The 21,317-nt window shown below is 32.6% G+C and carries 22 protein-coding genes and 1 pseudogene; 1 reads left to right on the top strand and 22 read right to left on the bottom strand.

From position 1 onward, the window contains the following. Positions 1-751: 751 nt before the first annotated feature. Positions 752-1,153 (top strand): hypothetical protein, encoded by a 402-nt coding sequence (locus tag I583_RS03685; protein WP_244264861.1) that lies wholly within the window; start codon positions 752-754, stop codon positions 1,151-1,153. A gap of 415 nt (positions 1,154-1,568) precedes the next feature. Here the strand turns inward: I583_RS03685 and I583_RS16285 are convergent, their stop codons facing one another. From I583_RS16285 to I583_RS03565, 22 genes and pseudogenes are all read right to left on the bottom strand, one after another. After that, on the bottom strand, positions 1,569-2,288 hold the full coding sequence (locus I583_RS16285; RefSeq protein WP_244264876.1) for a DUF6339 family protein: 720 nt from the start codon (positions 2,286-2,288) through the stop codon (positions 1,569-1,571). Next, positions 2,281-3,183: a hypothetical protein gene (locus I583_RS03670; protein WP_010763218.1), complete on the bottom strand. Its 903-nt coding sequence runs from the start codon at positions 3,181-3,183 to the stop codon at positions 2,281-2,283. The genes I583_RS16285 and I583_RS03670 overlap by 8 nt, the downstream gene beginning before the upstream one ends. After that, positions 3,173-4,990 carry a hypothetical protein gene (locus I583_RS03665; protein WP_010763217.1) on the bottom strand — a complete coding sequence of 606 codons (1,818 nt, stop codon included), beginning with the start codon at positions 4,988-4,990 and terminating at the stop codon, positions 3,173-3,175. The genes I583_RS03670 and I583_RS03665 overlap by 11 nt, the downstream gene beginning before the upstream one ends. A gap of 179 nt (positions 4,991-5,169) precedes the next feature. Next, entirely contained in the window at positions 5,170-6,726 is a 1,557-nt protein-coding gene (locus tag I583_RS03660) for a DNA cytosine methyltransferase (protein ID WP_010763216.1), read from the bottom strand. 170 nt (positions 6,727-6,896) lie between these two features. Then, a complete protein-coding gene (locus I583_RS03655) occupies positions 6,897-8,522 on the bottom strand; it encodes an ORC-CDC6 family AAA ATPase (RefSeq protein WP_010763215.1) in 1,626 nt (541 codons plus the stop codon). 4 nt (positions 8,523-8,526) lie between these two features. Next, positions 8,527-9,243, bottom strand: a complete 717-nt coding sequence (locus tag I583_RS03650) for a hypothetical protein (RefSeq protein ID WP_010763214.1) — start codon at positions 9,241-9,243, stop codon at positions 8,527-8,529. A gap of 530 nt (positions 9,244-9,773) precedes the next feature. Continuing rightward, positions 9,774-10,463, bottom strand: coding sequence for a DUF443 family protein (locus tag I583_RS03645; protein ID WP_010763213.1), 690 nt, complete (start codon positions 10,461-10,463; stop codon positions 9,774-9,776). Between the two features lie 654 nt (positions 10,464-11,117). Next, entirely contained in the window at positions 11,118-11,393 is a 276-nt protein-coding gene (locus I583_RS03635; RefSeq protein ID WP_010763211.1) for a hypothetical protein, read from the bottom strand. Positions 11,394-11,403: 10 nt separating this feature from the next. Then, positions 11,404-11,712 (bottom strand): hypothetical protein, encoded by a 309-nt coding sequence (locus tag I583_RS03630; RefSeq protein WP_010763210.1) that lies wholly within the window; start codon positions 11,710-11,712, stop codon positions 11,404-11,406. Positions 11,713-11,727: 15 nt separating this feature from the next. Beyond that, positions 11,728-13,014, bottom strand: a complete 1,287-nt coding sequence (locus tag I583_RS03625; protein WP_010763209.1) for an Mbeg1-like protein — start codon at positions 13,012-13,014, stop codon at positions 11,728-11,730. Further along, complete coding sequence (locus I583_RS03620) at positions 13,007-13,459, bottom strand: DUF1310 family protein (RefSeq protein WP_010763208.1); 453 nt, start codon at positions 13,457-13,459, stop codon at positions 13,007-13,009. Before I583_RS03620 ends, I583_RS03625 begins: the two co-directional genes overlap by 8 nt. Before the next feature lie 108 nt (positions 13,460-13,567). Beyond that, positions 13,568-13,870, bottom strand: a complete 303-nt coding sequence (locus tag I583_RS03615) for a hypothetical protein (RefSeq protein WP_010763207.1) — start codon at positions 13,868-13,870, stop codon at positions 13,568-13,570. Continuing rightward, positions 13,863-14,267: a DUF1310 family protein gene (locus I583_RS03610; protein WP_010763206.1), complete on the bottom strand. Its 405-nt coding sequence runs from the start codon at positions 14,265-14,267 to the stop codon at positions 13,863-13,865. The genes I583_RS03615 and I583_RS03610 overlap by 8 nt, the downstream gene beginning before the upstream one ends. A 401-nt stretch (positions 14,268-14,668) precedes the next feature. Beyond that, complete coding sequence (locus I583_RS03605) at positions 14,669-15,274, bottom strand: hypothetical protein (protein ID WP_010763205.1); 606 nt, start codon at positions 15,272-15,274, stop codon at positions 14,669-14,671. A gap of 63 nt (positions 15,275-15,337) precedes the next feature. Continuing rightward, entirely contained in the window at positions 15,338-15,544 is a 207-nt protein-coding gene (locus tag I583_RS03600; RefSeq protein ID WP_010763204.1) for a hypothetical protein, read from the bottom strand. A 356-nt stretch (positions 15,545-15,900) separates the two neighbouring features. Further along, a pseudogene (gene tnpA, locus I583_RS16415) lies at positions 15,901-16,149 on the bottom strand (IS200/IS605 family transposase); the annotation flags it as partial. Between the two features lie 557 nt (positions 16,150-16,706). Beyond that, positions 16,707-17,384, bottom strand: a complete 678-nt coding sequence (lepB, locus tag I583_RS03590; protein ID WP_010763202.1) for a signal peptidase I — start codon at positions 17,382-17,384, stop codon at positions 16,707-16,709. 19 nt (positions 17,385-17,403) lie between these two features. Then, a complete protein-coding gene (locus I583_RS03585; RefSeq protein WP_244264860.1) occupies positions 17,404-17,892 on the bottom strand; it encodes a hypothetical protein in 489 nt (162 codons plus the stop codon). 202 nt (positions 17,893-18,094) lie between these two features. Further along, positions 18,095-19,237: a WxLIP family cell surface protein gene (locus tag I583_RS03580; protein WP_010763200.1), complete on the bottom strand. Its 1,143-nt coding sequence runs from the start codon at positions 19,235-19,237 to the stop codon at positions 18,095-18,097. An 88-nt stretch (positions 19,238-19,325) separates the two neighbouring features. Further along, positions 19,326-20,129, bottom strand: a complete 804-nt coding sequence (locus tag I583_RS03575; protein WP_010763199.1) for a WxL domain-containing protein — start codon at positions 20,127-20,129, stop codon at positions 19,326-19,328. 35 nt (positions 20,130-20,164) lie between these two features. Beyond that, on the bottom strand, positions 20,165-20,971 hold the full coding sequence (locus tag I583_RS03570; protein ID WP_010763198.1) for a WxL domain-containing protein: 807 nt from the start codon (positions 20,969-20,971) through the stop codon (positions 20,165-20,167). Beyond that, positions 20,968-21,315, bottom strand: a complete 348-nt coding sequence (locus I583_RS03565; protein WP_010763197.1) for an EF2685/EF0750 family sortase-dependent surface protein — start codon at positions 21,313-21,315, stop codon at positions 20,968-20,970. The genes I583_RS03570 and I583_RS03565 overlap by 4 nt, the downstream gene beginning before the upstream one ends. Positions 21,316-21,317 lie beyond the last annotated feature (2 nt).

Raw genomic sequence — 21,317 nt, 5'->3', positions numbered from 1 at the left:
TTGCGGTGGGTGGTGTCTTTCGGTATAATAAAATGTGTAGGATAGAAATTCGAATCGTTGATCGATTCAAGACATATAAATAAAAATTGGCACTTCAATCGTTCGGCGGCAACCTTACGATCGAAGCCTTGTTAAGACTTTAAGAGCAAGTCCAAACAAGTTGCCAATAGTGCTAGCAACATGTACTAGCTTCTTTATTGTACCTAAAATAGGGTGAGATTTCTAGCGAATCTTTGCTTTTTCTGGGTGTGATTGGTTGTTGTGTATATGAAATTAGGCTATTGTCGACGGTATTGGGCATCTGCTCAATGCCGTTTTTTTCTGTCCTACGAGTACGTTTGAAGGGAGGGACGTTTTAAGAATCGATGAAAAACTGGATAAAACAAAAAGGCACTTCACCGTTTGGCGGCAACCGAACGATGAAGCCTTGCATAGAAAGTTAAGAGCCAATCTATACAAGTTGCCAATTTGCTAGCACCGAAGCACTAGCTTCTTTATTGTACCTAATTTTCTTTTGAAATTCTAGTTTGTTTTGGGAATTTCTTGGGATTGATGGTTATTTAGGGGTGAATTGTGGGTTTGGTTTAGCTGATTGATAACGATATTGACAGGTTCGGTATCGTTTTTTGTTTTACTCTGGGACAAAACGTTATGAATACCGCAAGGCTTTGAAAGTCATTTGTAGCGCTGGGTTATAGGTTTGCCTCGTCAATGCGTATATAGAAAAAGAATTGCTGAAGCACGAAATTCAGTGAGAAAACTGGCGGGAGAAGTTGGGTTTGGGCTTGGATTTCGTTTGGCGCTTATCGGCTTTTCTCCGCCTTATTTGAAGGAGATCAGGAGAATGGATAAACAAGGACAGAATTTAAAGGCGGTTACGTATCAGGATATTATTGAGTTGCGGGATTTTATGGAGAAGATGGCTTCTTGGCAGGAGCCTTTGGCGATTTTGGATCATTTTTTTCAGTTTCGGTCTGGGCCGATTAATAAGAAACGGATTGTGAAGGAGTATTATGCGCGGGCGCAGATGTTCCATGCTTTTTATGAGGATTACAATCGGTTGATTGAGTTGGGGGATGAATTGGTGATGGAGATGGTTAGGGCTGAGAAGGTTGAGACTGAGTTTGAGATTAGGAAATTGGATTTGGAATAGATTGCGTATGTTATAAAAGAGGATGGAGATGATCCATCCTCTGAAGTCTAATAATCTAATTTATCATAAAATGAAATAGTAAATTTTTCGGATAATATATTTGTGTCATTTTTTTGTTCTACCTCAATGCACATAACTTCTTTTGTTTCCACTAGATAATAGGATACATCATAAATATCCTTGTGCTGAATTGTTATTAAATTTTTTCTATAAGCTTTCCATAAATTATAAAGAAATAAAGAATGATAATTAATATATTTTATATGATCCTTCACATTTTTCATTTCCTTGATCATAACTGTTATTGAATCATTTGTCTCTTTAGTAGATTCAATTTTAAGATATCTTGATAACAAAAGAAAAGTTTATTGATTAAAAGAATAAACTTTGAACTTAAAGTATTTGACAAATTTCATTATTTAAATTCCTTTTTTAATACTTCCAAATCATTTTTCATTTGTTCTTTACTCAAAGATCCTAAAATTCTTACAGCACTTCGTAAATTATATTTTTTAATATACTCCCGAGCAAATTTCCTTCGCTTTTTTCCATTAATCTTGTCTTCCTGCATCTCAAATAATGACTCTACTAAGATTCGTATTGCATCCTTACTATTGGCAATTTCGATAGTTTCAACAATAAGATGGCTTAACTCTGCTTTATCACCATATTGATCTAACAATTCTAGTGTATACCAGGGATTCTCTAAAGTCTCATCATAAGTAAAATATCCTAGCCACCACAAGCGTGCTAAAGTATTTCTCGACTGAAAGTGTTGTCCTTTAAAATAATGATCTTTTATAAATTTATCAGAGTTTTTTAAACTTTTCAAAGGCCATCTCTGTTGGACATAGTTCCAAAAAATTGTATGTGTCAATAACGTCCAAGTTCCTTCTGAAGAAGCATCAACTAATCCCATATCTTTATATGCCAAATAAAATTGTTTTACATTTTCAACTTCCAAAGATTTTGAATTACTACCATCAAATTTTAAAATAATTTTTTTATCAATATGTTCTAAAATTTCTTTAGGCGGATTTTCCAAAAATTGTGTTCCATTCTGATAATATTTAATATTTTCATCGATTGAATTTTTCAGTTCTAAAAGCTTGTCTATATTCATAAAATTATACATATTTTTCACCAACTTCTTCCAAATCATTTTGAAGTGCTAATATTGCATCAAAAGATGTTGCCAAGTTGGTTTTCATTAATTTCCAAGCAAATGTTCTACTATCTTCAATCATTTCTTGAATTTCTACATCATTTGATGAATATTCTTTAATATCAATATTCTGTTCTTTTAATGATATATTGAGTGAATGAAACCAATTCTTTTCTCTGTACTGATCATAGTCAGCAATTACTTGCATTAGTACATCCGTAAGTACGGGAACAAGCAATAATCCATATATAGTCTGTTTGTCTACGCTATACAAAGCAGAAAATAATTTTTTATTGTCTTTTGAAAGATTGATTACTATTTTCTTATCTTCAGAGTCAATATCTACACTAAAATCCAGATCATCTTTTTCAGAATTTGCTTGTATAGTAAAAATTGAGGCCACCTCAACCGGATCCTGAATCGTTTCAATTGTAATTGTATTAGATATTCCAAGAATCGATCCCACTTTTAAATCGAATATTTGATTTGAATAATCTTCATTAAATGAAGGATTTGAATAACTATACTGTTCAACAGATATTACAATATAGGCAGTTAAGTACGTCATATTATCAACATCTTTATATGGGATATCAATTTGAAAACTAGTATTAATATCATCCACATCATATTTATCAAAGTAATAAGTTTTTCTCGACTCTGTAATAACTGTGATCTTTGCTTTTCTACTTTCTATCAAACTTAATAGCTTTCTATCATCAAGGTCTATTTTTAATGTAACTTGATAATTTCCATCTACAAGTTTAGGTTCAAAAGCAACATCCATTCTAAAACAACTGTCAACCAGATCATCATGTAGTGGTGATAAAATAGGCCATGGGTATAAAATATTTTTAGATTTCATAAGCTTCTACTCCTAATGAATAATTAGAATATCCTGGGATTTTTACACTTAATACTCTGCTTTGCCCTTTAATAAAATATATAGGTCCTATAATGTTTGTATCTTTTATTTCAATTATTTCATTATTATTTTTGTCTTGAACCGAAACAATCGTTTCTTTATACACTTTATTTCCTTTTCCAATTAAAGAAATTTCAAATAGTCCTTTTCCTGTATTGCTAGTTTCCAATATTAGAGTATAATCTTTAGTGTCATCATTGCTAAAACTTCGAACTTTTTTGAAATCTAAGTTAGTATATCTGTCTTGTTTTTCATTGCTTCTATTGTTAACTTTACTTTTTCTCTTCGTTGAGTTATTTCTTTCTTTTACTTTCTTATTTTTAGCAAGTTTCTTACCGATGTTAGACTTCTTCTTAATTTTCAATTCATTAGGATCTTCAACACTTGAGTAATTAACCCTGTTTTTATTTGGAACAACTTGATTTGATTTATTTATATTTAGTAATTCCTGATCATTTAGATCTGGCAATAATCCATCTAATGTAAGAATAATACTCTCGTCTATATTTTTTGAAACTAATTCATTAATAATTGCTTTAATTTGACTAATTATTTCATCCAAAACTTTTTTACTTTCTTTAATTTGAGTTTTATCATACAAAAAGTCAACTGACCAATCCGTATGCGTAGGTGGCTCCATTTTTCTGAGAATTTCATTCACATCGTCATTTCTAGTAATCAAAACTCCAGCATAAGATATTTCCTTAGGTAAACGACTTTGTTCTTTTATTTTCATTCCTGTTGAGCGAAACATAGCAACTTTTCTATTATAATTTTCACCTTGTTTTAAATACAACTCTACAGTTCCCTTATCTAAAATATTTATCAAATATTTATTTCCATTTAGATATGCATCATAATATTGATAAAAATTAACTAACGTTTTTCCAATTTTTGGAAAATATTTTACAACTAAACCGTCCAAAGACTCTTTAGAAATAACTGTTTCATCTACATATACTTCTAATTCTCCTCTTTCAATAGCAACAAAGAAATTTTCTATTGTAGATTTTATAATACTTTTTTTCCAACTGTTACCATTTACAAAAGCTACCGAGAAAATGTCTGTACCAACCTCTGATCTACGAAAAATATTTGGAATCTCTTTTGGATCCTGGATAGGTCTGTGTGAATCATTACAGTAGTAATATCCAGTTGCTCTTGTTGTAATTCCATTATGCTCATGTGACATAAGCTTAGAGACACCTTGAAACCCATATTCTTTTTCTTCGTTCAAAGTGGAATAAAATACTGTATTTGCTTCAGAAACAACAAAAGGCGCGTTTTTACCAAGACCATATGAACCTCCTGAACCTTTTCCTTTTTTACTTTTTCCAATAGAATTGACCAATGCGTTCCAGCTTGATTTTGGCACCCCAATCCCTTCTAAACCAGTTGTTCCGTAATCACTTATTTTTAATACTCTAACTTTATTTCTAGTTAAATGTTTAATAGCTTTTTTAAAAAAATTCTCTTCATCATCATTTTCAGAATAACTTGCACATTCATTTAAGTGAGTAATAAGGTTGTCTATGCCTGGTATTTCATTACTCAAAACTTCAACAACACTAAATTTTATTACAATAGGGCCATTATTGCGTTTTGACTTGGCATCAATAGAGTTTTGACAGTTTTCTCTTGCAACATGGGTGAAATGATCTCTTTTGAATTCGGTTAGTCCCTGTGAACTAAACCCCTCTTCTTGTCCCTTACCATTATCTGCGAAATACCAGTTACGCTTATTCATATTTTCCTCCTCATTACTTATAAAAAAATTTTCTATAATTATTAAAGAAATTATCGTTTATATATACATATATTAATGGATTTCTTATCTGTAGTCAAAAAAATTATGAACATTATTAAAATAAATAGAGAGTGTAGAGTCCACTCTCTTACTATTATTTTTCAAAAAAACTATTCATATTAACGGTTACCACTTAGTATATCAAAAACTTTATCGGAAATGAAAGTTGCCAATTTGGGAGGAACTGCATTACCTATTTGTTGATATTGCGAATCTTTCGTTCCTTTAAAAACAAAACTATCGGGAAATGATTGTAATCTTGCAGCCTCTCGTATACTTATTGCTCTGTCAAGTACAGGATGAATCCACATTGATTTTCTTACATTCACAACTGTGCCTGATGGTTCGTCATATTTTATTCTCAAATAAATTGTATTTTGAGTCCTTTCAGGATTAGAGTATGTGTCCTTTAGTTCTTTTTCTAAATTATGAAAATTTTCTCCTTCTTTTAATACCTTGAACCTTTCTAAGGCTGTTTCTCTAGTCGCCGTTATTACATGATTAAATAAAAGTTTTGAATCGTTAATATTTTTTAAATAAGTCTTAGAACTTTTCTCTAAAAAAATTTTTTTAGGATCCGATTTAACATCTATTTCAGGATTAATATTTTCCAAATCTTCAATTGCATCTCTTACAGTATAAAAATTATTATCTTTATGAGTGTAAAAATCCAACATATCATCACATTGTAAATCACTTCTAATTCCAGTTAAAATAAATCTATTTCGTTTTTGTGGAACACCATAATTAATTGCATTCACTACTCCGGAAAATTGTTTATATTCACCTTTTAAAACTTTCTCTATATATTCAATCACAGAGTACGAATAAACACGAGCATATATTGTATCCCCAACATTAGAAAAATCCACAATAATTTTATTTAATACCAATTCTTCTAATATTTTCATTCCTTTTTGAAAATTCATAAATGATTCGAATTTTTCAAAAAATAGATCAGAAAAATCACTTTCTTTAATTGACAATAGAAAACTGTTCAAATCGGTTAACAAAAAATCATTTGTAGATTTTTGAATTTCAGTTGCTAGTTTATTCAAATTTTTTTCTAAAAATTTCTCTATTTTTTCAATATCTCTTCCTTTTCGCAATAGTGTATTTAATAAACTATATAACGAATTACTTAAAAGATAATTTTTATACCTATTTTGGGTTGCAATTTTTATAATATCTAAATCATTATATTTTCTATTAGCTATTATAATCTGATCTTCTCTCAATTCAATACTCAAAGAATCAATCTCAGTTTGATCAATTTCTGAATAATAAAATCTATGTTTTTCAGAGTTTAACATTTTAACATTTTCCATTATAAATACTTTCGGCTTTAATTCCTTTATTGCTCTAAAATATTCTTTTACCAATATATTATTAGAATTTATTATATTACTTTTTTGTCTGTTAGCATTAGAGAACCCCTGACATGGTGGACCTCCTATAATGACATCAACTATATTAAAACTTTTTTTTAGTGAATTGTAGTCTATATCTCTTACATCAGATAAAATTTTTATATCTTCATTTTTATGATTATAAAGATATGTTTCCCGTGCGTACTTATCCTTTTCAACAGCAGCTACAATTTTGAATTCTTTATTTTTGCTAAAACCTAAGCTTAATCCACCAGCTCCAGCAAATAGATCAATTACATTATACATTAAACAACCTCAGTCTTTACATCAACATTTTTCTTGATGTATTATATCACAACTATCAAAAAAAATGTAAACATAGTAAATTAATAAAACGGTATATATTTAATTTTTCCACTATAGAATTTGAAATCAGAATTTTTATATTGTCTAATCCTTATAGTATAATCGACAGATCAATCTGATAAATACTCATACACAGCAGATTTTGCTGAATTGGAAATTCTTCTAGCACGAATCTCACCAACCATAAAAATTTCCTTAAATCTATCTTCACTGGCTCTAAGTATATCTTCAATAGTAGTCATACCAATTTTTTTTAGTTCATCGGTTTGCCATTTTGGTAAATCTAAGACGTTAATTTTTTTCGCTAATAAATCTTTTAAAATTGTAGAAAGCTCAGAATTTTTTATATCAATATTGAGGTCTTCTATCTCTTTATATAGTTTATTATTGATCCCATACTCCGTTGGTATTCTCGGTGATAAAAAATTAATTATTTCTAATCCATTTGAAGTTGGAGTGGATTCTAAACTCAACAATAATCCTAGATTAACAAAATATCGATTCCCCACTTGTTTTCTGGTTCCTTTTATACCTGAACCATTCTCTTTTAAAATCCCAGTATATTCCAATAATCTCAATGAATTTTTTATATTTTCTGGAACATCTCTATGGACCCAAAAATATGATGAAGACGATTTTTTCGCAAGCTCAACTATAGTTAATCTAGAATCATTTTTTTCTTTGATTGACGGTAGTACTTCATCCTCTATAAAGTTTCTTCCCCAGTCAATTAAAGATTTATGCCCTGAATATTTTTCTGCTAACTGAGAATGTTCAGACCAAATATCCACTCTATAATAATCCCTAAAAATATTATTTACATTTTTAGAAGTCAGATTTTGAGCTTTAGTAATGGTCTTTAATAAATGCCTAGGATTTCCACTTGCAGCATAGGCTAAAATTTTAAAATTTTCGCCTCGTTCCGAAATGATTTTTGCAAGTTTATCCCCCTCTGATTGTTTTAGCACAATTTCTTTCATTGTTCTTAAATAATTTTCTTCTTGTACATCCCTACTAAGGTTAATCATTACTGCATCATGACTGGGTTGAAAACTATCACCGTATACCGTTACACCAGGATAAACAGCCGCATTACATGTCAAATAGGGACTTCTCAAATCTCTGTAAAGGGTGAAAAATTGTCTCTGTTGTTCAGCGATAAAAACATGAGCGGCTTCATCAATAAAAATTTTTATCCGCTGAATTCCTAATTCTTCGCAGATATCTTCTATTGCATTTAGAAAAACGTCTATATCGGGTAATATTGCTGTATTAATAACGCTACTTTGTGTTTTCCATGAATTTTCAAAGGCTTTAGCAATTTTTTCAAATGAAGTTTCTGTATCCTCAAATATTTGATTGTCCCCAGATAAGCTCCTAGTTGTTTCTAAAGTAAGCGACATTAATCCTCGTTTTCTTAGCGCTCTTAAAATTTCATTACAAATTTTCGCCAGCATCCATTTATGAAATTGTCCTTGGTTACTTCGATCAATTAAACAACTCCCCCTAAAAGTAACATAAACTGGAAGAATTTTTTTTGATTCAAAGTCCTTATTTAATTCATATTGAGCCATTCTAAATAAAAAAGATTTTCCTACTCCCCTGCTACCTACTAATATTACTGGAGGAACATCTTTCAAACTTTCAATAATTTTTCTATCCTCATTTGATTCAACAAAATAATTATGAACTTCATCAGGTTTTATATCCTCTGTTCTGTAAAAAAAATTAGACATTTGATTAATCTCCTTGGCTATCACTTAAAATATTTTGAACTGCTGAATTACTTGATATAGTATCATTCAAAGTACTTTCTAAAGAAATTTTTTCATTTCTATCCAGAGAACCCCAAAACCTTGAAAACAAAATAAATATTATTATTTCTTGAGATTCTTCTACTCTCTTAGATAGCAAATTTAAAATACTTGAATCAAATGAAATATGCTCTTTTAATGTAGAATATGTTGCAAAGTTTCCATGCGTATATTCGGAACATTTTCTATAAACACTTTTAGCCCTTTTTCTATATTTTTCTTGTTCTTCAACTAATAACGGGGAATATATCTTTGACATTGTGCTTGAAAGTACTCCGTTATCTTCATCGTTAAGCTTACTCCAAAATATATCTTGTAGAGATTCTTGCCATAACTTAAATTCTAGTTCTCTTACAGAGAAATAAACAGCTGCGAAAGTATGCTCTAAAAAAAAACGTAATGCAACAAATGCCTGTCTATACATACCTTGACAGCTCAAATTTATTGCATGTTGATATTCAGTAAAAGCATTTTTGTATAAATTACATTCTGGTCTATTATTCAGAACTTCCATCCAACTATCTAAATCTTGAATAAAATTATATTGTTTATTTAATGATTCATTTTCTGATGAAAAACTTTGATTTATTATACCTCTAGAACAATCATTTAACATTAAGTAATACTCTTTACTTTTATACATTTTCATACCTCTTTCTAAATGGAATTCCGTTTATTATATAAAACCATACGTATATATTATAATTGTTTATATATATTTTTCAATCCAAATAATTAATTATTTCAAATCATATGTACATTATACTAAAAACCATAATACAATATACTTTCACAATATTTTTATTATTATCACACTATTAAAATAGTATTTTAAAAATAGAAGAAATCTAGTTAAGTCTCAGCTTTAAAAATTTCTCTTACAAACCTTTATTCCTCAATCACTGATAATCACCTTCCAAATGATCAACTCTCCACAAACTCAAAATTATTCTTTTTAACAACTCTTTCTTGATCTAAAACATTCTGTGTCAGCTGGCTGATTTTCTCGAGCTCATTCATATTTTCTGCATCATTTGCCCATTGTTGAGAACAAGATAACTCGTTATCGTTTCCACATTTTAGCTCCTCACCCCTTAACTCTTAAATACTCTCTAAATATGACAAGTATGTCTATCAATGACTATTGAACGGTTACCTCTTTCAATATATTTTTTATTTCCCTGTATTTATTGATAGATGATTGGTCGATAGATATAATAAACACAACATCGCAAAACATAAAGAGATAATCCAATAGCCTTCCGTTATCACCAGCAAAAATCCCGCTATAATAACTAATGATAGAAACATAAAGTACACACCTAATTTTTTTAAAGTATCAACTAAAGAAACCGGCCTCACCTTAATTTGAGTAACAGACAATTCATCATACTTAATTCTTTTCAGCATGGATTTCTTAGATTGAAAAGACCAGAATACTCGAATTATCAAAGCTGGAAATAGTGTTATAAGAAACAGCAGATAGATGTAACTACTTGAAGGAATCATCATAACTATATTTCCAATTTCAATAAGTTGGCTATTTTCTATACTTGTTGAAGCATAAAAAAGAGTTAATAACTTGGATAATACTATATTAAAAATTAAAATCATTAGCACTATTAAAATACTGCTTAACACTTTTCTATTTTTAGTTTCAACTCGATGAATTAGCAAATCGTCAGCTTGGGTTTTATTTAAGATATAAGATTTTTGTGGCATCAGCCAATTTAATCCGAAAAAGAAATAACCTAACAATGAACTATTTTTATCAATTAGATAGTAGTTTGATTGAGAATGCATTACATTATAGCGATGGTTATTATAAAGAGGTTTTACAGTGGTAAACTCCAGTTTTATCACATCCAATCCATTTTAATATTGTTTTACTTTAGTTTTGGAGAAGTCTAATCGTCTGTATCCTGTATATAGGAAGAGTCAACAACCATAAAGTTATTGACTCTTATTTGTACGTTTAATTCTTCTAATCTCTTAGTCTTTTATACGAAAACGACTACCATAGGGAAATAAATAACTTCTATTCATAAATATAAAAATAAGTACACTTAAAATAAAAACTACAATGAAATCAAACAGATAAACAATCGTTATATAGATTATCCCTACTGCAATCATAACTATCAAAATCAATCGAATCATACTATACTTCTTGTAATATGTAGGAATGCTCCTTTTCTCAATCTCAATTGTTACTTTGCAACCTACTACAGATAATACTTTTCTAAGTTTATGCTTATTGTAGAACATAATGATAGATCTAAAAATAAGCAAACAGCCAAACGTTATCAGTAAATAGATTGCACGTTTATCTAGTTCAGAAGTAACATCAAGCTCTTGAAAAAAAATAGTCGATAGTTTGTAAACTGGTCTTCCAATCAACATCGATAGAACAACACTAGCCATAATACCCTATTCTTTTTGAGCATTGGATACCAGTTTATTCAATATTCCTTTATCTATCTCAACTGTTCTAAAAAGATAAAACGATTCCTCTTTTTAAAAATGATCCATTGTTTGTTTTTGTTGCTCAAATACTTCTGTCACTTTTTTACCGAATTGTCCTTTTACCGACTCTTGAAATGAGCTTCCTGTCGTCCCTATCATCGCAGCTGCGTCTTTTAGTTCGGTTTCTCCTTTTGTTTTTATTGATTCTTTATCTTTGCTTTTTTGTTCATTCGTGCTTTTCCCAAGCCCTTTTATTGCGAGTCGTTGACTCTCTTTTCGGAATGCTTTTTCTCGTTCTTTTCGCTCTTTTTCATCTTTTACCAACAACTTTTTCCTCCTATTTTGTTAATTCTTGACGTTTCTTTCGATAAAATTGTTCGACTTCTTCTTGTTGCAGTATAAGCGCTTTGCGCTCCTGTGCTAATTCTTCTAAATAATGGTCTTCATTTCGCTGTAATTCTCGTTGAGTTTCCATTATCGACTCCATAGAAGTGCTTCTTTTTCCTAGTATCTGACGTACTTGAAAAAAGATTTCTTGGGTGTAATCCTGTCCTTTTCGTATGTATCGTTTCACTGTATCTTCTTGTTCTTCTAATTCTGCCCTATTTTTTTGATAATCTCTTAGTAATTCTTCTTCTGCTTTCATTTTTTCTCCTATTATTTACGACACAAGTCCTTTTAATTGTTTTGCTAATTCTTGGTCTCGTTGTACTAATTCGGTCATCTTACCTCTTATTTCTTTTGCTAATTGATTGAATTTTTCATCCATTTTTTTGGCTTTATTTATTTTTTCTTTGTACTCATTCACGGGTTCTGTCACAATACTTTGTTCTGTACAACCACCTTCTGCTAGGGCAGATTTGATTTCTCCTTCAGATAAATCAGTCCCAATCGATCGAGCATCTGTTAACGTTTCTGTCCATAATTTTTCTGCGTTTTGTATGCCTTTTTGATACACCATCACAACTGATAACATCGCGGTTTTAAATTCTGAGGAAGCATGGCTCACAACCGCTAAGGCTTGACTATCATCTAAATAAATTTGTTCACCAGACGACAGCCCCCCACCACTTGCCATGAATTTCTTCTTTAATTGTTCTAAGTTCTTCACTTGCTCACGCATAATCAACATATTATACGCATGTTTGGCTTGTTGGAATTGTACTAACGATTCCTTCGTTACTTGTAGGTTTCCGTTCTTAAACTGATACCCGCCCCACATATGTTGGTCAATCATTCCTTTTTTCTTTGAATCAATAAAAATAAGCATTCCTACATGTGACAATTTAATGTTCCAATCTGTATGTCTATAGCCAATAGGCACAATATCTTTTTCATCTACGAAATTAAAGATACGATCTTTTAACTGAGCTACTCGTTTTCGTTGCTTTTCTGTCATCATACAATACGCATTCGGCCCTTGATAAAGAAAGGCACCATTCACTCGATTTAACTTATCTTTTGAATCCAATGCTCCTAAAGCATATTGGGCATTTGAAGAAGCTTGAGAATGACCATATACATCAAAGCGAGCATTGGAATATTTGTCCATCGCACTATTTAGCGTTTTAGCAGAAGATTTCATTTGTTTGGTCGGATCGAATATAGTATTCGGTTTTTTATAACTTTTCTCGATATTATTTAAGATTTGCTTGTTGTTGTCCCACCAATCCCGCTTCACTTCTTCAGCTTGACTGCCTATTTGCTCTGGACTTGTAGAGCCTTGATACAGCACCGTTACGTTATTTACTTCAGACGGTTTTTGTACTTTCGGATCTCCGTCTGTAATGATAAAAGCTTGTTCTCCTGTTTTTTTATCGTTCACTACTTTTGATACGTAGCCTATTTTTGTATTTCTATCATCAATGTATACAGGTTCGCCTTCTTTATAGTCATCATATTCATTTTTAGCAATATCAACTCGTTGCTTATCTGAGTAATTAGTCATTATTCATATTCCCTTTCTCTAACATATCTTCCAAGGGCAGTGACCCTCCACCAGAACTGTTAGTTAATCTCCCATTTTCTTCTTGATCTAAAGTCACTCGAATATACAATTGATTATCATCATTGATAATCAATTTAAGCATTATTCCTCCCATAGGATTATGTTCCACACTATCATAATCCACTTTATATGATTTAATTATTCCTTCTGAAGTTAAAGCTTTTGAATCTGCATTTTTTAATGTTTTTTCATAAACTTGTTTTGCCTGACCACTATTTACCACATTTAACATCTCATCTTTAAATCGTTTGTTATCCATATACACTTTTCCTCCTATTACAATAACAATCAATAAACATATTCCTAAAATAGAACAAAACGTTCTTTTTTTTATTTTTTTCACCTCAGAGAGTGCTCGTTCATTCACTTTTTTATCATTTTTCATCTAAAACACCTCAAAATCATTTTTCATAAGTAAACTATAACATACTTGCAATTTTTTTTATCGAATCAAATATAGTATTAGACTTCTTATACCTTTTCTCGATATTACTTAAGATTTGTTGTTGTCCCACCAATCCTGCTTCACTTCTCCAGCTTGACTGCCTATTTTCTCTGGACTTGTAGAGCCTTGATACAGCACCGTTACGTTATTCACTTCAGACGGTTTTTGTACTTTCGGATTGCCGTCAGTGATGATAAAAGCCTGTTCCCCTGTTTTTTTATCATTCACTACTTTTGATACATAGCCTATTGTTTCTCCGTTATTAATGGTAACTGGATCATTCTCATTCAAATTATCATACTCTTTTTTTGCTATTTGAACACGTTCATCATCTGTATATGCTTTACCCAATATTTTTCTCCTTTAACATATTATCTAATTCAGATGAATAACTTGAAATTCCATGATTTCTATTTAAATTACCTTCAGAATCAACATCTAAAATGAACGTAGCATATAAATTTTTTGTATTATTTATATACAATTTACCATTAATTCCCCCCATAGGATTATGTTCAATACTTTCATAATCTATATCGTATGACTTTATAACTCCCTCTGGTGTCAACGCATTAGAATCTATATTTTTCAATCCTTCTTCAATTATATGTTTTGCTTGACCACTCTTTACTACACTCATCATTTCACCATTGAATCGTTTATTATCCATATACACTTTTCCTCCGATACCTAGAATAATAACTAAAACTATTCCTACTCCTGTCACTATAAATTTTCTTTTAGTCATCCCTTACACCTCATCATTAATAAGTAAACTATAATATACTTGTAATTTGTTTTGTCGGATTAAATATAGTATTAAGCTTCTGATAACTTTTCTCGATATTACTTAAGATTTGCTGACTGTTATCCTACCAATCTCTTTTTACTTCTTCTGGTTTTTGTACCTACGGTGACTGTATAGTTACTAAGATTAGATAATACTATATATACTTAATTGTAATTCTTAAATAACTCAATGTAAATATATAATTTTCAATTGTTCACCATAATTAATTAAAAGAAAATTATAAAATACATTTCCAAACCTAGTATACGTTCTATTTTAGCTTTTAAATTGGAAATAAAAACAGATAGTCTAGAAAATTTTCATTTTCAAAACTATCCGTTTTGTTGACACAAGTTTATTCACTTCTGTATCTTTATCACATCCAACACATCTCTTGGATTCCTTACATCCACATTCACCACTCGTACATTATCCAAAATATCCTGAGTCAACGCTCTTACTTTTTCTGGGTCATTGGCAATTTCTGCCCCGATTTGCCAATGACTTGGTACTGGATATACATTGATCGTTCCGTTTCGATTGCTTGTACAAACGATTTGCCCTTCCGCACTATAGCCACCATAAAGTATAATGGCATCTGTCGGATAAGTGGCACTGCCTTTATCATATGAGTCGAGCGGTGTGCCTGCAGTTATTGTTTTCGCATTTAGTTCTGACGGTTTCACACCAATCAATGTCAGCCACACACGAGCATATTCAATCTGATCATCTGAATAGCCAAGCAATAATTTATCGTCTCCTGTCGCTTGTTCTGCTGCTTTGGTAGTGTCTGCTTTTGCTTTTTCTAATGCTTTGTTGACTTCTTCTTCAGCTTCCTTTTGTTGTTGCGTTAACGCACTTATTTGGCCTTGAGTATCAAGCATGGTTTTCATTAAAATCAATTTTGCTGTAAATGTAGTTTTTAGTTCTTCGTTTTTAACTTTCTCTATTTTTTTGTTCAACACATCGTAATCACTTTGTTGGACTGTTTCTTTTGGTACATTTCCATCAAAGAATTCGTTGAATAATTATTTAATTTTCTCTATCTGCTCTACTTGTTCTGTCGCATTTTTAAGGAGAGAATCAATAGTTTCTTTCCATTGCCCTTTTAATTCTTTATTTTCAGAGACTGTATCTGTGACTTCGATAATCTTTTCTCTTGTCAAGTCTACTGAAATCGGCAGTTCATTTTTGATTTTGCTCCCTTTGATTGAACGTTCTTTTGAGCTGAACAACTCATTTGTCTCTGTTTGTATTTCTAATTTAGTGTTTGCCAGAGTAACCTTTTTCTGTAAATTTTGAATAGTCGTTTCTGCTGTATTCGTGTTTATTTTCTTTTCATACTCGCGTTTTAACTTTTCAATTTCTGTTTGTTTCTTTGAAAAGCTTTTCTTCGATAGTCACAGGTTTTATTTCTTTGCTTAAAAAGTCTTGTTTTTCATCAAAAAGTGCAGCTACTTATTTGTAAAGAACCCCCTCTTTGGTTGCTTCTTTTTCTTTTCCTTTGCTTGTTGTTAGAACATAATAATTCCAATAATAACAGCTATAAGTGCTACCACTCCTATAGAAATCCCTAAAACTTTTTTCTTCATTTTAGGTAACCGATAAAACCCGAGACACTTAATTTCGGGGGAATACTGACCAACATATGAATGTGATCTCGACGTGCATTTGCCTCGATGATGTCGACCCCTTTTCTTTCACATAATACTCAAATAATTTCTCCGATACTTTTCTTGTACTTGCCATAAATGATTTGGCGACGGTATTTTGGCGCAAAGACGATGTGATACTTACATTTCCATATGGTGTGTGATAAACTTTGATTGTCCTTTTTCATAAGGGAACCTCCTTTAATGTTGATGATACGGTCGGGAAACCAATATCAGTTTAACATTTTAGGGCCTTTTTTATTACCTCGCTGGAAGCTCTATGGAACCACCCGCATAGCCGGTGGTTTTCAGAACATACAAAAATAATGGATGGGTGCTATAGCACCCATCCATTCAATATTTCTAAGACAGCTATGATTATTAAAACAAATTTATAATACTTTAGTAACTCACTACTATTTTTTTGAGGAAAAAATCTATCTAAAAAAAGTGATAGAAGGGCTATTACAAGTACAATCGTTGACATAATAATCTTCCTCTCTGCGAGATAGTTATTCTATAAATATATACTAACAAAAAGATATAAATATGTATACGCTTTTTCAAAGACTTTACTTACATTTAATTCTCTCTATTTTTCAATCGCTATTTCGTTCCCTATTAACTTAATCTATAAACAAGCTTTTTTCGGGAAACATTCTCTTGATATCTGTCATTATTTTCTTCTATTAACAAGAGATGCCTTTAGTTCACCTTCGCTAACTCTGTATACTATATTCCCACTCTAAAAACTCTTCATCTCACCAAACGGTAAAAGCTGCATCGTCACTTTCCCAATCACATTCTCTTTTGCAATCAAACCATAATGCCGACTATCGGTCGCATACGGTCGATTATCTCCTAAAACTAAGTAGTATCCCTCAGGAATCGCAACAGCAGAAGTTAACGTTCGATTCGTGAAATCTTCTGTATAATTTTTACCGTTGCGTTGGCTTTCATTGATTTCATCCATAATAAATTTTTCGTCTACTGGCTGGTCATTCACGAAAAGTGTATCGTCCGTGTACGCAATTTTTTCTTCTGGCAGACCAATGATTCGTCTAATTTGCGTGTTCCCATTGCCACTTTTAAAGGCAACTAAATCAAAACGTTTGAAGTCAGTTGTTTTTTGAACAAGAACCTGATCTTTTTCTCGTAACGTTGGGATCATACTAAAACCGTGAACCGTTACGATCGTCAGGAAAAAGGAACTGATGACAAGTATCAATACGACACTCAAACTTATAGCAACGATAAGTTCCTTTAGATAGTTTTTAACGGGTTGTTTTTTACGTTTGGTCTTTTTATTATGGTGTTGTCTTTTTTTGTTTCCTGTCTTTTTTGCTGGTACTTTTTGAGAAGGGCGTTTTTTTCTTGCGGTTGTCGGTTTCTTTTTTATTGTGCGCTTTGATTTTTTCTCCATCGAAAATCACTCACTCTGATTACTTTTCTTCTTTAAAAGCAGATTCATTCACTTTGTAATAATCAAAAGTTTCTTTTTCATAGACTTGCGCTTTCTTGATATCGGCTAAAAAACTATCCACCAATTCTTGGTTGCCGAAAAAGTTTTTGGTTTGCGTACTTGCATTCATCCCTAATTGCTTGACTGAATTATAATAACGATTCAAGGTGATTTGACCTTCTTCTGAATTGACATCACTCGCTTTTTTCGTCCCATAGCTTGCCATAGAGGTGGCTAAGTAACGAAGATTTTTTTGTAATTTTTCTTCCTCATCACTTTTATCACGAGCTATAATCAACTGGTCTTCAAAATCCCGCAAAAGGTAGTAGCCTTTTACAACCGAATCTGAATCCTCCGTTGTTAAATTCATCGACTGATAATAAGAAAGATACGACATCCCACCAGCTAAAACAACTGTCACAAATGACATTACCCAAAATAAGCGTATGCTCTTTTTTTTCTGTTTCATCAACTGCTGCTTTTTTCGTGCGATTTTTCTATTTTTCTTTTTGTTTTTAAATTTTTTATTTGGAAGTTTTTTTAGCAGACTACGTTTATGAAAAAACTGTACTAAAAAATAGCCTGACCCTAGGAGCGCAACAATTGACAGTGCTATCCCTATGATGAAAATCCAATCTAAAACAGACATACACTACAGCTCCTATACTTTCCTAATCCTTTTTCTTACTACTTTTTCCATTAGATGACCCTTGTTGTTTCTTCTTTTTACGTTCTTTTTTTAAGGCTAATTCTTTTTCTTGTTTTTTCTTATTACGTATGCGAATAATGACGAAAATTAGGATAATTAAGGCTAAAATACCAACAACGATTAGGGCAATCAATTTCCAGTCCAGCCCTTTTTCTTGCACTAAACCAACATCTCGCTCGTTGAATTTGTTCGCATCTTTATCTGAAATGCTGAAATCTTTGGTCCATTTCCATTTTTTATCGCCAGAGGTCACGAGAATGTTTGCTACATAATCTCCTGCAACCATCCGCTCACCATTCATACTGACAGGAAAGTCAATAAAGGAATTTGGTGCCATTCTCATTGCGGTTTGTTTGCGTTCATATAAAACAGTCTCTTTCCCTTTCTCTGTAATTTGAACTTCAACAGTCATATTATCTAAATACGCTGCCATCACATTAGAGTAATTTACAAAAATAGCATTGCGATAATTGCTTTGGCCCGCTTTCACACTGTTCAATTTTAAATCTGGTGCAATAACTTTTTCTGATTCTTGTAGCACAACACCAATCACATAGGCATATTGGTTAATGATTTTTGAGCCGCCTTCATTAGAAGAGGTGCCATTTTGATTTGCTCTCATCAACTGGATACCACCAGCAATCACCCCATCAAAGCTTGTTTCTGGCATTTGAATGGTCAAATCAAGATTCTTGGTTTCTCCCGGTGCTAGCTCAACTGATTCTGGTCCAGTGACAATATCGGTAAAATCAAATTGTAAGGATGGATCATTTTTAATTGTTGATTCACCGTATTCAATCACACCGTTTTGGTTCGTCTTTGCCCCATTCAATTTAACGTCGATCGTCACTTTTTCAGTACCAGGATTGCTTAATGTGATAGAAATCTGTTGGTTTTTACCTGGGTCCATTTTTAATTTAAAGTAGCCTAAATCTTTTTTTACTTGGTTATCAGGGAACGTAATACTGTACGTAAACCCTGTAACACCTGCTGGATTCTTATCAGCGGAATAACTAGGAACTGCTTTTAAAAAAAAGAGCCCAATAACCACGATACTCAAAAAAATACTTACCCATTGCTTTATAGATCCTATATGTGATTTCATAACTAACCTCGTTTATTCTAAAGTATATTTTCTATGTACACAGAGGAACAAGTTAAACTTGTTCCTCTGCAAAAATCTAAAATCATGCTTATGCTTCTGGTGTTTCTTCTGCAGCAGGCGCAGCAGTAATTTTCCATGTTACAGTAGCAGTGTAATCCGCTACAGCCATGTTTGAAGCAGTTGCTGCAGGAATTGTTAATTTTACAGAATTCGCATCAGTTCCAGCATTACCTGCTGTTGAAGATGAACTTTGACCAAATTCTAAGACGTGACGGCCTTTTCCTTCTTTTTTATCTTTGTCAGCTACAACGACTGGTTGTGCATCATTCTCTTCTTCTGTCAATTGGAAACTAGTTTTAACATTTGAAGGGACAGCATTTGTGTTATCTCCTTGCGCTGCAGCAAGTCCGTTGCTGAAGTCAATTGTTGAACCAGATAATACGTTTGTTCCTGATGTGAATTGCTTTGTTAATTGTGCTGTGATTGTATATCCGAAAACGCCTCCGGCACGAACGTCAGCCCATTGTACATAAGCACCACGTTTTGTTGTTCCACCGTTAAATGTCATTGGTTTGGCATAGCTTGTTACAGTGTTGGCAGATGTTTTAACAGAACCAAAATCCAAATCAGTCGTTTTTTCAATAACTAATGATCCTTGTTCTGTGTTTGTGTTTTCATCTGGAGATTCTGGATCTGGCGTTGGTAATACTTCACCTGGATTTTCTGGATCGACTGTTTCAGATTCACCACCACCGGCAGTCCCTTCTGTAACTGTTACAGTACCATCTGATGTTAATTCAGTTGGTGCTGCGAATGCAGGTGTTGCCGCTCCTAGAACTGTTACTCCTAAAATTGCTACTAATGTTGATGCACAAAGACTTTTTGCTTTCATATTGATGTTCCTCCTAATTGTTTGTGTGTTATTTATTAAGGCAACTTGGCTAAAATCCAAGTTATCTCCGTTTGGTATTCTACCGGATGAATTTTTGTTGTTTCCGGTATGCTTAGTGTGATCGCTGAATTGCTATACACTGGTTTACTATAATGACTGTCTATCACTGGTTTTCCCGTTTGATCTACTACAGGTGTCAGTGTTGCAGGTTGCTTGCTAGAATTGGTATCTGATGCGCCAAATGCAATAGTCCAAACACCTTTACCGCTGCCTGCTCTGGCAGTTGCGACTTCATAGGCTGAACCAATCGAATTTAAGGCAATCGTTTCTCGCATCACGGTAGGCGCTTCACTCGTACCGCTGGAATTTGCCCAGCCTTTGTCTAGTGAAAGAACCGCACCTTTTAAATCCTGCTCATTCGTTTCTTGAATAATAGGATTTGTAAACTGATAGTTTTGTTTGACTTGTAGGGTCCAACCGGACGATTCTGCTTGTTGATCGGTAATTTGAATGTAGCTCCCTCTAGGACCAGTTTCACCAAAGAACTGTTGCGCAAGAGCGTGATAGTCACGTCCATTTTTAGAAATCTTGCTTTCACCAAAATCAAGAGCAGAAACGTAATCAATACGAAGTGACCCTTCAGTTGAAGGGCTCTCCCCCGGATCAACAACATTCTCTGGATTTTCAGGGTCAACAGGATTGGTTACCACGCTTCCTTTGATGCTGACTGAACCTGATTGATCAAGCGTCTCAGGGGCAGCTTGTGCAATGATGCCTGATTCAATGGCTAGAAACAAACTGGCGATTGATAACGACCAGATACCGACTTGTTTTAACTTCATTTTTGCTCCCCCTTTCTACGTTTTCGTAAAAAGAGAAGCAATAGCAATAGGAATAGAATACCTATACCGAAAATGCCGTAGTTTTTTAGCAGCTCCCCCATACTAGGAAGTGTTTTTCCAGCTGGTTTCACTGTTGTACTCGTAGTTGTCGTTGTGGATGAACTTGGTTCAGTACTGGTAGAGGAATCAGACGGTTCTGTCGATTCTTCGTAAAATGAAATCTTACCGCCTCGATTGACTTGCCCACCTGTTCCTTCATTCGCACTTGAACTGTTTGAGTAACTAAACATGCCGAGCAACACAACCAGAGAGCAGACGATTAATGTTATTGTTTTATGTTTCATTT

The organism is Enterococcus haemoperoxidus ATCC BAA-382 (assembly GCF_000407165.1).
In the GTDB taxonomy this organism is placed as follows: Bacteria; Bacillota; Bacilli; order Lactobacillales; family Enterococcaceae; genus Enterococcus_L; species Enterococcus_L haemoperoxidus.
This window is presented reverse-complemented; position numbering and strand designations above follow the sequence as displayed.